This is a genomic window from Pseudomonas sp. RW407 (assembly GCF_003176655.1).
In the GTDB taxonomy this organism is placed as follows: domain Bacteria; phylum Pseudomonadota; class Gammaproteobacteria; order Pseudomonadales; family Pseudomonadaceae; genus Pseudomonas; species Pseudomonas delhiensis.
In genome coordinates this window covers 484,590-495,391 of the sequence record NZ_QGSL01000088.1, presented here as the reverse complement: position 1 = coordinate 495,391, position 10,802 = coordinate 484,590, and the positions used below count along the sequence as shown (strand labels likewise).

13 protein-coding genes are annotated in these 10,802 nt (G+C 69.8%); 7 read left to right on the top strand and 6 right to left on the bottom strand.

Annotation, left to right across the window (positions count from 1 at the left end):
- Positions 1-319 precede the first annotated feature (319 nt).
- The gene (locus DK254_RS08835; RefSeq protein WP_089394318.1) at positions 320-682 is read right to left on the bottom strand and encodes a hypothetical protein; all 363 of its coding nucleotides are present in this window, start codon (positions 680-682) and stop codon (positions 320-322) included.
- Between the two features lie 212 nt (positions 683-894).
- On the opposite strand from DK254_RS08835, the gene DK254_RS08830 reads away from it, so the two are divergent.
- Entirely contained in the window at positions 895-1,206 is a 312-nt protein-coding gene (locus tag DK254_RS08830; RefSeq protein WP_109933479.1) for an I78 family peptidase inhibitor, read from the top strand.
- Positions 1,207-1,290: 84 nt separating this feature from the next.
- Here DK254_RS08830 and DK254_RS08825 read toward each other — a convergent pair whose 3' ends face one another.
- Together DK254_RS08825 and DK254_RS08820 are read right to left on the bottom strand one after the other, a co-directional pair.
- Complete coding sequence (locus tag DK254_RS08825; protein ID WP_109933478.1) at positions 1,291-1,554, bottom strand: hypothetical protein; 264 nt, start codon at positions 1,552-1,554, stop codon at positions 1,291-1,293.
- Positions 1,555-1,783: 229 nt separating this feature from the next.
- The gene (locus DK254_RS08820) at positions 1,784-2,710 is read right to left on the bottom strand and encodes a LysR family transcriptional regulator (protein ID WP_109933477.1); all 927 of its coding nucleotides are present in this window, start codon (positions 2,708-2,710) and stop codon (positions 1,784-1,786) included.
- 120 nt (positions 2,711-2,830) lie between these two features.
- Between DK254_RS08820 and DK254_RS08815 the strand changes: the two genes are divergently transcribed.
- The 3 genes from DK254_RS08815 to DK254_RS08805 all read left to right on the top strand — a co-directional run bounded on the left by DK254_RS08815 (position 2,831) and on the right by DK254_RS08805 (position 4,314).
- Entirely contained in the window at positions 2,831-3,589 is a 759-nt protein-coding gene (locus DK254_RS08815) for a 3-oxoacyl-ACP reductase family protein (protein WP_109933476.1), read from the top strand.
- 160 nt (positions 3,590-3,749) lie between these two features.
- Positions 3,750-4,004 (top strand): type II toxin-antitoxin system RelE/ParE family toxin, encoded by a 255-nt coding sequence (locus tag DK254_RS08810; protein WP_109933475.1) that lies wholly within the window; start codon positions 3,750-3,752, stop codon positions 4,002-4,004.
- Positions 3,988-4,314, top strand: coding sequence for a helix-turn-helix domain-containing protein (locus tag DK254_RS08805; RefSeq protein ID WP_089394314.1), 327 nt, complete (start codon positions 3,988-3,990; stop codon positions 4,312-4,314). The genes DK254_RS08810 and DK254_RS08805 overlap by 17 nt, the downstream gene beginning before the upstream one ends.
- A gap of 12 nt (positions 4,315-4,326) precedes the next feature.
- On the opposite strand, the gene DK254_RS08800 is transcribed toward DK254_RS08805, so the two are convergent.
- A complete protein-coding gene (locus tag DK254_RS08800) occupies positions 4,327-5,334 on the bottom strand; it encodes an FUSC family protein (protein ID WP_256595836.1) in 1,008 nt (335 codons plus the stop codon).
- Between the two features lie 262 nt (positions 5,335-5,596).
- Here DK254_RS08800 and DK254_RS08795 point away from each other — a divergent pair, with 262 nt between their 5' ends.
- On the top strand, positions 5,597-7,663 hold the full coding sequence (locus DK254_RS08795) for a bifunctional diguanylate cyclase/phosphodiesterase (RefSeq protein WP_109933474.1): 2,067 nt from the start codon (positions 5,597-5,599) through the stop codon (positions 7,661-7,663).
- Here the strand turns inward: DK254_RS08795 and DK254_RS08790 are convergent.
- Complete coding sequence (locus tag DK254_RS08790) at positions 7,647-8,510, bottom strand: LysR family transcriptional regulator (RefSeq protein ID WP_109933473.1); 864 nt, start codon at positions 8,508-8,510, stop codon at positions 7,647-7,649. The two genes, DK254_RS08795 and DK254_RS08790, sit on opposite strands and share 17 nt — an antisense overlap.
- 116 nt (positions 8,511-8,626) lie before the next feature.
- Here DK254_RS08790 and DK254_RS08785 point away from each other — a divergent pair, with 116 nt between their 5' ends.
- Positions 8,627-9,082, top strand: coding sequence for a nucleoside deaminase (locus DK254_RS08785; protein ID WP_109933472.1), 456 nt, complete (start codon positions 8,627-8,629; stop codon positions 9,080-9,082).
- Positions 9,079-10,293 (top strand): CynX/NimT family MFS transporter, encoded by a 1,215-nt coding sequence (locus DK254_RS08780; RefSeq protein WP_109933471.1) that lies wholly within the window; start codon positions 9,079-9,081, stop codon positions 10,291-10,293. Before DK254_RS08785 ends, DK254_RS08780 begins: the two co-directional genes overlap by 4 nt.
- On the opposite strand, the gene DK254_RS34315 is transcribed toward DK254_RS08780, so the two are convergent.
- Positions 10,269-10,439 (bottom strand): hypothetical protein, encoded by a 171-nt coding sequence (locus DK254_RS34315; RefSeq protein WP_009622326.1) that lies wholly within the window; start codon positions 10,437-10,439, stop codon positions 10,269-10,271. The genes DK254_RS08780 and DK254_RS34315 overlap by 25 nt on opposite strands.
- Positions 10,440-10,802 lie beyond the last annotated feature (363 nt).

Here is a 10,802-nt window from a genome sequence, read left to right as displayed (position 1 = left end):
TAGCCCGGCTCCATCGGGCCCGTATGCGGGGCAAGCCTTTTTGGTTCCTTTTGTGGCGTTTGACAAAAGGGACTCGCCCGAGGGGGCGAAACGAGAGATATCAACGCACTCGGAGCGGCGCGCTACACCGAGCCCCAAGCCACTGGGTTCCCGCATTCGCGAGAATGACGAGGTTGAAGTGAGGTGTGCGGGCCCAAGCTTCGCGAGCAAGAACCAGGCATCCCCCACGCTCCTACAACAGCCTCGCCCCCTCGTTGGAAATGAAAAACGCCGTTCCCCTTACTAAAGAAAACGGCGTTTCCTCATGACCCGCGCACCATCACCAGTGGCGATACCCACGATAGTAGCCATGCGGCGGCCCGTAGTAGCGTGGCCCATAGTACGCCGGACCGTAGTACACCGGCCGGTAGTAGCGCACCGGCGGCGGCACCACCACGGCCACTGGCGGCGGCGGGGCGTAGTACACCGGCGCCGGCGGGTAGTAGTAGGCCGGCGGCGGGGCGGGTTGCACGTAGACCGGTGCCGGCGGCGCGGAGGCGCCGGCGACGACAGCGCCACCCACGACGGCGCCGACCACCGCGCCTATGGCCGCGGCATCGGTGTTGCTGTTGGCCGATGCCTGCCCGGCCAGGGCGAAGGATGCGCACAACACCAGGGCGAGTTGCGGAATCCGGCGAATCATCTGTCTTACCTCCTGAAAGTTCCGGCCTTGAGGTCGGATACTTCTAAGACATTCTGTTCAGGCAAAGTGTAACCGGCGCTGTGTAAATCCTGTGTAAAGGGCGCCATACGGTCGTTCCGGGGTTTCTTCGATGCAGCCGGCAACACAAAAACCGGGCCTGCGGCGGCGCGGCTTGTTATGGTTGGGGTTTTCCCTCAAGCCAAGGAGGCTTTATGCCCTTGAATCGAGCCCTGCCGGCCATGCTGTTCGGCGCCATCCTGCTGGCCGGTTGCAGCAGCGCCGACAAGCCCGCCGAATCCCCGGCCGCCGCGCCCGAAGCTGGCCGCTGCAATGCCGGGGCGGTGCAGTCGCTGGTCGGCAAGCCGCTGTCCCAGGCGCTGGTGGAGCAGGCCCGGCGCGATGCCGGCGCGCAGAACGCGCGCGTGCTGCACCCCCATGACGCGGTGACCCTGGAGTACAACTCGCAGCGGCTGAACATCAATGTCGACGACCGCGAACTGGTGCGCGGGCTCAACTGCGGTTGAGGTGGGAGAACCGCGCCCGGCGTGCAATGCCCGGGCGCGGGGTGACGGGAGCCCGGCGCGGGCTCCCGCACGGGCGGGGCCCGGTCAGCGGTTGGCCGGTTTGCGGATGATGCGCAGCGCCTGGGTGGTGTGGTTCACGCAGGACTCGTAGTCGCCGGCGGCGCGGGCCTTCTCGGCCTGGTCGACATGCTCCTGGACCACGTTGACCTTCACGCCGGTGGCGTTCTTGCTGGCCGTGGCGAGAAAGTCCTTCAGCTGGCTCAGGTTGCCATCGCAAAGCTTGCTGTCGGCCATGGCCGCCATTGGCAGGGCCAGGGCAGCGGCGACAACGAGGGCGATCTTCTTCATGGGTCTGTCTCCTGGATGGGTTCATCGCGAACCTGGGGGTGGGGCTGCACGGGGGCAAGCCCGTGGGCCCGTGGATGCCGCTTCACCTGATGTCGATCAAGGTGGCCAGGAATACCTGACGCCTGTTTCGACCGGCCCCCGCGCCGGTCGTGTCATTTTTTTCGCCCCTGGCCTCCGCGCGCCCGTCCCGTAGGGCGGATAACGCCCCAGGCGTTATCCGCCGTTTTCGCTACAGCGCGGAAAACCGCCGCTCCAGCCGCTGCGCACGGAAGTGCTCGAGGACGAAGTCGACGAAGGCGCGGGTCTTGGCCGGCAGCAGCTTGTGGGCGGTGTAGTAGACGCTGGTGATGCCGGCGTCCACGTACCAGTCCGGCAGCACCCGCTGCAGTTGGCCCGACTCCAGGTAGGGCAGGGCGTGCTGCATGCTCACCAGGGTGATGCCCAGGCCCTGCAGGGCGGCATGGCAGGCCGCCTCCGGGTCGCTCATGAACATGCGCTCGCCCAGCGCGATGGGCGCCTGGCCCTTGTCACCGCGGTGGCTCAGCCCCCAGGGGCGCACGCGGCCGGTCTGCGGCGAGCGGATGCGGATGCCGTCGTGCTGCGCCAGGTCCGCCGGCGTGCGGATCGGCCGGCGGCCGTCGAGGTAGGCGGGGCTGGCCAGCAGCACCAGGTGCGCCGGCGACAGGCGCCGCGCCACCACCCCCGGCGGCAACTCGAAGCCACCGCCGATGGCGGCGTCGAAACCCTCGGCGATGAGGTCCACCTGGCGGTTGTCGAAGTGCCAGTCCGGGCGGATCGCCGGGTAGCGGCCGAGGAACTCGCCCAGCAGCGGCAGGATGTAGTCGCGGCCGAACACCAGCCCCATGCTGACCTTCAGGGTGCCGCCGGGCTGGCCGTCGGCGCTGGCCAGGTTGGCCAGGGCGTTGCGGATGCTGCCCAGGCCGGGCGCCACTTCGGCCAGGAAGCGTTCGCCGGCCTCGGTCAGGCTGAGGTTGCGGGTGCTGCGCTGGAACAGGCGTACCCCGAGGCCGGCCTCCAGGCGGGCGACGTTCTTGCCCACCGCCGCCGGCGTCAGGCCCAGGCGCCGGGCCGCGGCGGCGAAGCTGCCGGCCTCGGCGCTGCGGACGAAGCATTCGAGGCTGTTGAGGGTTTCCATGGCGCGCTCGTGTAAACCGGATGGATCGACTGAATATAGCGATTACCGGCTACCGGGTAATGAATCGCGGGAGGAGACTGTGCCCGTCGCTTCACCTTCCCCCATTCCCGGAGCACCGACATGAGCAACAGCACCCCCAACACTCCCCTCGCCGGCAAGGTCGCCTTCGTCCAGGGCGGCTCGCGCGGCATAGGCGCGGCCATCGTCCAGCGCCTGGCCCGCGACGGCGCCGCCGTGGCCTTCACCTACGTCAGCTCGGCGCAGAAGGCCGAGGACCTGGCCGCCACCGTGCAGGCCGCCGGCGGCCGCGCCCTGGCCATCCAGGCCGACAGCGCCGACGCCGACTCGCTGAAGGCCGCCATCGAGCGCGCCGCCGCGCACTTCGGCCGCCTCGACATCCTGGTGAACAACGCCGGCGTGCTGGCCGTGGCGCCGCTGGACGAATTCACCCTGGAAGACTTCGACCGCACCCTGGCGGTCAACGTGCGCAGCGTATTCGTCGCCACCCAGGCCGCGGCCCGGCACATGGGCGAGGGCGGCCGCATCATCACCATCGGCAGCACCAACGCCGAGCGCATGCCCTTCGCCGGCGGCGGCGTCTACGCCATGAGCAAGGCCGCGGTGACCGGCCTGACCCGCGGCTTCGCCCGCGACCTGGGCCCGCGCGGCATCACCGTGAACAACGTGCAGCCCGGCCCGGTGGACACCGACATGAACCCGGACAGCGGCGACTTCGCCGAGTCGCTGAAAGGCCTGATGGCCCTGGACCGCTACGGCCGCGCGGAGGAAATCGCCTCCTTCGTGGCCTACCTGGCAGGCCCGGAAGCGGCCTACATCACCGGTGCCAACCTGCTGATCGACGGCGGCTTCGCGGCCTGAGACCTTTCGCGGAGGCAGGTGGCGGCAAGCAATACCGCCACCTGCCTTGCCCGTCATCCCTCCAATGCCCAAGGCATGAGTCGCTTTCGAGGAGTGCAGTCCCGGGGATTGGCATGGATATAAGGTATTTATCGGAACTCTAATAAAAGGCTAATATCCGATGAACTCCGTCAACTGGACGCGGAAGGCGGTCAAGCAGTTGCTCAGGCTGGACAGGCGTCACCAGGTGCAGGTTCGCGACGCCGTTGGCGAGCTGAGGCGGATGCCCGACTGCCGGCAAGTGAAGGCACTGAGCGATCACGCCTACGGTTACCGGCTTCGCGTCGGCAACTACCGGGTACTGTTCGATTGGGACGGTGAAATCAGGATCGTTGCGGTGCAAGAAGTGAGGAAGCGCGATGAGCGAACCTACTAAGGTGCAGATCATCAATGACGCAGACGGTAAACCGGCCTTCGTGGTGATTCCCTATGCCGATTACGTGGCGCAGCACCGCCTGGACGAGAACCTGATTCCCCATGACGTGGTCAGCCGCATGGTGGATGGTGCAAGCGCGATCAGGGCCTGGCGGGAGCACCTGGGGCTGACGCAGCTGGAGGTGGCCGAGCGCCTGGGGGTGACGCAGTCCGCCTATGCGCAGCAGGAGGCCTCGACACGGCCGAGGAAAGCCACCCGCGCGCGCATCGCCGGGGCACTCGGCATTGCGCCGGCGCAATTGGAGCTTTGAGTTCCCGAAACCTCACCGCGCCGCCGGCCGCTCCCGGCTCTGGATGTTCCAGTGCGCGGCGCTGCCGGCCAGTTGCGCGGAAAGCTGCTCCACCTGCTCGTACAGGCGCAGGGTCAGCCAGTAGAAGCCCTGCGTCTCGAAGGCGCCGGCCAGGCTCCGCGGGCGTGGCGGCAGGTGGGCGGTGCCCTGGCATTCCTGGACCAGGCGCGAGGTGCGGCTGAACTTCAGGGCATGGGCCGATTGCAGCAGCAGGCGGCCGATGGCCTGCCGCAGCGGTTCCAGGTCCGCCGGCAGCGGGGCGATCCCGCCGGCCTGGGCGGCGAACTGGCGCGAGGCCAGCAGCGATTCCAGGGTGCCCATGATGGCCCGGTGGGCGCGCTGGATCAGTTCCAGCTCGCGCAGCGGCATGCCGGTTTCCCGCGCCACCGGCGCCAGGTGCGCGCGGGAGGCCACCAGGCGCTGGTCCAGCTCTTCCAGCTGGCTGGCGAAGTGCTCGGCGCGCAGGTCGGCGCTGCTGCTCAGCTGGCCGAACAGGCGGGCGCAGGCGCGCAGGTTGTCCGACAGCAGGTAGCGCCAGACGTAGACCGCGCGCAACGGGTAGATCTGCGCGAAGACCAGCGCCAGGGCCACGCCGACCAGCACGTTGAGCATGCGCCAGAGGCCCTCGGTCATGCTGTTGTCGCCATGCCCGGCCACCGTGCACATGGTGATCCCCGCCAGCAGCGCCACGTAGCCGGGGCGGCGGATGGCGTAGAAGGCCGAGACCGCGCCGGCCACCGACATCAGCACATAGACCAGCGGATCGGAGCCGGTGAGGTTGTGCACCAGGATGATCGCCAGGCCCACCGCGGCGCCCAGCAGGGTGCCCAGGGTGCGCTCGCGGGACTTGCCGCGGATGGTGCCCTGGTGCACCAGGCCGCCCATCACCACCAGCACCGTGACCGAGGCCCAGAGCCCGTGGGGGATGTCGATGCCGGTGGTGAGCAGGATGGAGGCCAGCAGCGCCAGGCCCACGCGCACGCAGTGGATCCACGCGGCGTAGCGGTAGCGGGTGTTAGGGGTTGGCCAGGCGGCGCCAGGGCCGGGCCAGGAATTGCAGGACTTTCGCCAAGGCGCTGCGCTCTCCTCGCGGGGGCGGACCCGCTCAGCTTAGGTGCTGTGGCCGACGAGCGGCAAACCCGCGGCTGTCGCGCAATGAAAATGCATCTGGTTCGAGGTGCTGGCGCTTGGCTAGAATCTGCGCTTTTTGCGCGCGCTACGGGCCGCGCTCCAGAGATTCGAGATGCTGACAGGCCGTTACGACCTTGCGCTGGTGCTGATTTCCCTCTTCGTTGCCGTCCTGGCCTCCTACACCGCCCTGGACCTGGCCGGGCGCATCGCCAGGGCCCGGGGCGCCGGGGCCCTGCTGTGGATCGGCGGTGGCGCCGTGGCCATGGGCATCGGCGTCTGGTCCATGCACTTCATCGGCATGCTCGCCTTCAGCCTGCCCATCCCGCTGGGCTATGACCTGAGCCTGACGCTGCTGTCCCTGGCCCTGGCGGTGCTCAGCTCCGGCTTCGCCCTGGCCCTGGTCGGCCAGCCGCACCTGCCCGGCTGGCAGCTGCTGGCCGGCGCCCTGGTGATGGGCTGCGGCATCGCCGGCATGCACTACCTGGGCATGTACGCCATGCTCATGCAGCCGGGCATCGACTACGACCCGCTGCTGTTCGGCCTGTCCCTGGTGGTCGCCGCGCTGGCCTCCGGCGCCGCGCTGTGGATCGCCTTCCGCCTGCGCCGCAACACCCCTTACGTGCGCCTGGTGCGCGGTGGCGCGGCGCTGCTGATGGGCCTGGCCATCGTCGGCATGCACTACACCGGCATGGCCGCCGCGCGCTTCCCCCTGGGCAGTTTCTGCGGCGCCGCGCCGGCCGGGCTGGACAATGGCTGGCTGGCACTGCTGGTGATCCTCGTGACCCTGGCCATCCTCGCCATCGCGCTGCTCACCTCGGTGCTCGACGCCCGCCTGGAGGCGCGCACCGCGCAGCTCACCGACTCCCTGGCGCAGGCCAACCAGGAGCTCACCCAGCTGGCCCTGCACGACAACCTGACGCGCCTGCCCAACCGCCTGCTGCTGGAGGACCGCATCGGCCAGCTGATCGCCAAGGTGCAGCGCCATGGCGGCTGCTTCGCGCTGATGTTCCTCGACCTGGACGGTTTCAAGCCGGTCAACGACGCCTTCGGCCACCACATCGGCGACCAGCTGCTGCAGGCCGTGGCCCGGCGCCTGCGCGAGAGCCTGCGCGGCGAGGACACCCTGGCGCGCATCGGCGGCGACGAGTTCGTCCTGCTGGTGGAGCTGAAGGCGCCGGAAGACGCCGCGGCCCTGGCCGGGCAGCAGATCGGCCTGCTGGCCGAGCCGTTCCGCGTCGGCGAGCAGGAGCTGCGCATCTCCGGCAGCATCGGCATCGCCCTCTACCCGGGCAACGGCGCCACCCAGCAGGAACTGCTGATGAACGCCGACGCCGCCATGTACCACGCCAAGGGCGCCGGCAAGAACGCCTACAGCTTCTTCGAGCAGTCGATGAACACCAACGCGCGCAACCACCTGCAGATGCTCCAGGACCTGCGCGCGGCCCTGGGCCTGGGCCAGTTCGTGCTGCACTACCAGCCCAAGTTCGACGCCGCCAGCCAGCGCCTGATCGGCGCCGAGGCGCTGCTGCGCTGGCAGCACCCGCAGCGCGGCCTGCTGATGCCCGACGAGTTCATCGGCCTGGCCGAGCGCACCGGGCTGATCATCCCCATCGGCGACTGGGTGCTGGACGAGGCCTGCCGGCAGATGCGCCAGTGGTACGGGCAGGGCCATGTCGACTGGCGCGTGGCGGTGAACCTGTCGGCGCTGCAGTTCTGCCATGCCGCGCTGGTGGAGAGCGTCGCCGCGACCCTGCGCCGCCACGCCCTGCCGGCCAACTGCCTGACCCTGGAGATCACCGAGACCACCGCCATGCGCGATGCCGACAACAGCCTGGCGATCCTCCGCCAGCTGGCCGACATGGGCGTGGACCTGTCCATCGACGACTTCGGCACCGGCTATTCCAGCCTGCTTTATCTCAAGCGCCTGCCGGCCAACGAGCTGAAGATCGACCGTGGCTTCGTCCGCGACCTGGAGCAGGACAGCGACGACGCCGCCATCGTCTCGGCCATAGTCGCCCTCGGCCAGGCGCTGGACCTGCGCATCGTCGCCGAGGGCGTGGAGACGCCGCGCCAGCAGGACTTCCTCACCCGCCTGGGCTGCGACTCGCTGCAGGGCTACCTGCTCGGCCAGCCGTGCCCGGCCGAGCAGTTCCTCGGCCGCCTCACCCAGCCGGTGTGAGGCTCAGTTGTGCGCACAGCTCGCGCAGTCGCTCGCACAGGCTACGGCCGGCGCTGGGCAGGTCGGCGCGGGCGTAGAGCGCCAGTTCCAGGCCGCTGATCTCCGGGAACCCCTCGGCGGCGCCGAGCACCCGGTGCGCCGGCAACCGGCAGCGCTGCGGCAGCAGGCTGACGCCCAGGCCCGCCGCCACCGCCGCCGACAGGCTGGCCAGGGCGGCGCTGCCGTAGGCGACGCGCCAGCGCCGGCCCTGGGCCTCCAGGGCGTGGATCATCTCCTGGCGGTACAGCGCGCCGAGCGGGAAGGCCACCAGCGGCAGCGGCTCGCGGGCGGCCGCCGGGTTGGCGGCGCTGTCCAGCCAGCACAGCGGCTCCGGCCAGCGCGCCAGGCAGTCGCTGTCGGCGCCCCATTGCTTGACCAGGGCCAGGTCCAGCTCGCCGTTGCGGTACTGGCGCAGCAACTCGTGGCTGAGCCCGCTGGCCACCTCCAGGCGCAGGCATGGGCGCTGGGAGGCGAAGGCCGCCAGCAGCGGCATCATGCACTCGCCGGTGAAGTCCTCGGGCATGCCCAGGCGCAGCACGCCCTCGCTGTGTTCCTCGCCAAGGGCGGCGCGGGCCTCCTCGCCGAGCTGAAGGATGCGCCGGGCGTAGCCCAGCAGGCGCTCGCCGGCCTCGGTGGGCAGCACCTGGCGCCGGCTGCGCTCCAGCAGGCGGCAGCCCAGCTGTTCCTCCAGGCGCAGGATCTGCTGGCTGACGGTGGACTGGGTGAGGTGCAGCCACTCGCCGGCGCGGGTGAAGTTGCCGGCGTCCACCACCATGACGAAGCTGCGCAGCAGGCTCGGGTCTAGCATTCGGAAATCCACTGGAAGTCATTTTTCCATTTAATTTCACCATGGAAGGCCGCGCCGGGATAATCCCTTTCGACGAAGGGGGCGCCGCAATGGGCCCCGCCGAAGAGGATTCCCCCATGCAACACCTGGCATACATGCGCGAAGCCCTGGCCCTGGCGCGGGCCAACGTCGAGGCTGGCGGCCGCCCGTTCGGCGCCGTGCTGGTGCGCGGCGGCGAGGTCATCGCCCGCGCCGCCAACGGCACCCACCTGGACCACGACCCCACCGCCCACGCCGAACTGCTGGCGCTGCGCGCGGCCGGCCGCGCCCTGGGCAGCCCGCGCCTGGACGGCTGCGTGGTCTACGCCAGCGGCCACCCGTGCCCGATGTGCCTGGCGGCCATGCACCTGAGCGGCGTCAGCGCCGCCTACTACGCCTATTCCAACGCCGACGGCGAGCCTTACGGGCTGTCCACCGCGGCGGTCTATGCGCAGATGGCGCAGCCCGTGGAGTGGCAGTCGTTGCCGCTGCAGGCGCTGCGCCCGGAAGACGAGGAGGGGCTGTACGGCTTCTGGCGGGAGCGCCGCCCATGAGCACCGGCAAGGCGCGGGTCGGCTGGATCGGCCTGCTGGTGATCGTCGCCCTGGGCATCAACCTGCGGCCGATCCTCACCTCCATCGGCCCCTTGCTCGCGGAGATTCGCCAGGCCACCGGCCTGGGCTTCCAGGGCGCGTCGCTGCTGACGGTGCTGCCGGTGCTGTGCATGGGCCTGTTCGCCCTGGCGCTGCCCTGGGTGGGCCCGCGCCTGGGCGAGAGCCGCGGCATGCTCGGCGGCCTGCTGGCCATCGCCGTGGCCTGCGCCTGGCGCCTGCTGCTGGACAGCGGCCTGGCGCTGATCGCCAGCGCGGTGCTGGCCGGCACCGGCGTGGCGATCATCCAGGCCCTGGTGCCGGGGGTGGTCAAGCGCTGGTTCCCGCAGCGGGTGCCGGCGGCCATGGGCCTGTACTCGGCCTCTCTGATGGCCGGCGGCGGCACCGCGGCGGTGCTGGCGCCGGTGTTGTCCGGCGGCTCCGGCCACTGGCAGCTGGGCCTGGGCGCCTGGGTGGCGCTGGCGGTGCTGGGGCTGCTGCTGTGGGCCCTGGCGCGCCCGCGCGAGGCGGCGGTGCCCAGCGTGGCGCGGCGTGGCGAACACTTCTTCGGCAGCCGCCGGGCCTGGCTGCTGGCGCTGTACTTCGGGCTGATCAACGGCGGCTACACCAGCATGGTGGCCTGGCTGCCGATGTTCTACCGGCAACTGGGCTGGAGTGCCCAGGGCAGCGGCCAGCTGATCGGCCTGATGACCATCTTCCAGGTCCTCGGCGCCCTGAGCATGCCGGCCCTGAGCCGCGGCTCGGCGGACCGCCGGCCCTGGCTGTGCCTGTGCCTGCTGATCCAGCTCGGCGGCTTCGCCGGCCTGCTGCTGGCGCCCCTGGGGCTGCCGGCGGCCTGGGTGGCGCTGATCGGCTACGGCCTGGGCGCCTGCTTCGCGCTGAGCCTGACGCTGACCCTCGACCACCTGGCCGAACCCGGCCCGGCGGGGAGCCTGGCGGCCTTCGTGCAGGGCATCGGCTTCATCATCACCGGCATCATCCCCTACGTCACCGGCTGGCTGCGCGACACCACCGGCAGCTTCCAGGCCTCCTGGACGCTGCTGGCGCTGTCGGTGCTGCTGATGCTGGGGGTGACCCTGCGCTTCGCCCCGGCCGGCTACGCCCGGGCGATGCACGGCTGGCGCGGCGCTCAGACCGCCGAGGTGGCGAGGTAGATGCGGTAGGTGATGATCGACAGCATGCTCAGCACGCCGACCCACATGAGCAGCACGCCCGCCCCCCGCTCGCGGATGGTGAAGCCGATGCCGAGCATGAACATGCCGAAGATGATGACTGCGAGCGTGACGCCGAAGGAATCCATGGTGGGTCCTTGTCCATTCTGTCGATAAGGCAAGTCTAGGCCAGACGCGGCTCGAAAGGGGTTGATCCGGGGCAAAATCGGCGTCATGGCCGGGGTTTTCCCCGTGGGGCGGATAACCGCGAACACGCACCGATGTTTCGCTGGAAACGCTCTTGTAGGAGCGAGCTTGCTCGCGAACCTTGGTTTCCCGCGCTTCAACCTTGCCATTCCCGCGAATGCGGAAACCCAGCTGCCTCGGCGTGGGTATTTCTGCGCCGCTCCGAGTCTGCCCGACCTTCTTGTTTCGCCCCCTCGGGCGAGTCCCTTTTGTCAAACGCCACAAAAGGAACCAAAAAGGCTTGCCCCGACATACGGGCCCGATAA

What these genes read in the sequence shown, in the direction of transcription:
- DK254_RS08835 (WP_089394318.1), bottom strand. Translation starts at nt 682, where the DNA reads ATGATTCGCCGGATTCCGCAACTCGCCCTGGTGTTGTGCGCATCCTTC.
- DK254_RS08790 (WP_109933473.1), bottom strand. Translation starts at nt 8,510, where the DNA reads ATGCTAGACCCGAGCCTGCTGCGCAGCTTCGTCATGGTGGTGGACGCC.
- DK254_RS08780 (WP_109933471.1), top strand. Translation starts at nt 9,079, where the DNA reads ATGAGCACCGGCAAGGCGCGGGTCGGCTGGATCGGCCTGCTGGTGATC.
- DK254_RS08810 (WP_109933475.1), top strand. Translation starts at nt 3,750, where the DNA reads ATGAACTCCGTCAACTGGACGCGGAAGGCGGTCAAGCAGTTGCTCAGG.
- DK254_RS08805 (WP_089394314.1), top strand. Translation starts at nt 3,988, where the DNA reads ATGAGCGAACCTACTAAGGTGCAGATCATCAATGACGCAGACGGTAAA.
- DK254_RS08815 (WP_109933476.1), top strand. Translation starts at nt 2,831, where the DNA reads ATGAGCAACAGCACCCCCAACACTCCCCTCGCCGGCAAGGTCGCCTTC.
- DK254_RS08795 (WP_109933474.1), top strand. Translation starts at nt 5,597, where the DNA reads ATGCTGACAGGCCGTTACGACCTTGCGCTGGTGCTGATTTCCCTCTTC.
- DK254_RS34315 (WP_009622326.1), bottom strand. Translation starts at nt 10,439, where the DNA reads ATGGATTCCTTCGGCGTCACGCTCGCAGTCATCATCTTCGGCATGTTC.
- DK254_RS08825 (WP_109933478.1), bottom strand. Translation starts at nt 1,554, where the DNA reads ATGAAGAAGATCGCCCTCGTTGTCGCCGCTGCCCTGGCCCTGCCAATG.
- DK254_RS08830 (WP_109933479.1), top strand. Translation starts at nt 895, where the DNA reads ATGCCCTTGAATCGAGCCCTGCCGGCCATGCTGTTCGGCGCCATCCTG.
- DK254_RS08785 (WP_109933472.1), top strand. Translation starts at nt 8,627, where the DNA reads ATGCAACACCTGGCATACATGCGCGAAGCCCTGGCCCTGGCGCGGGCC.
- DK254_RS08820 (WP_109933477.1), bottom strand. Translation starts at nt 2,710, where the DNA reads ATGGAAACCCTCAACAGCCTCGAATGCTTCGTCCGCAGCGCCGAGGCC.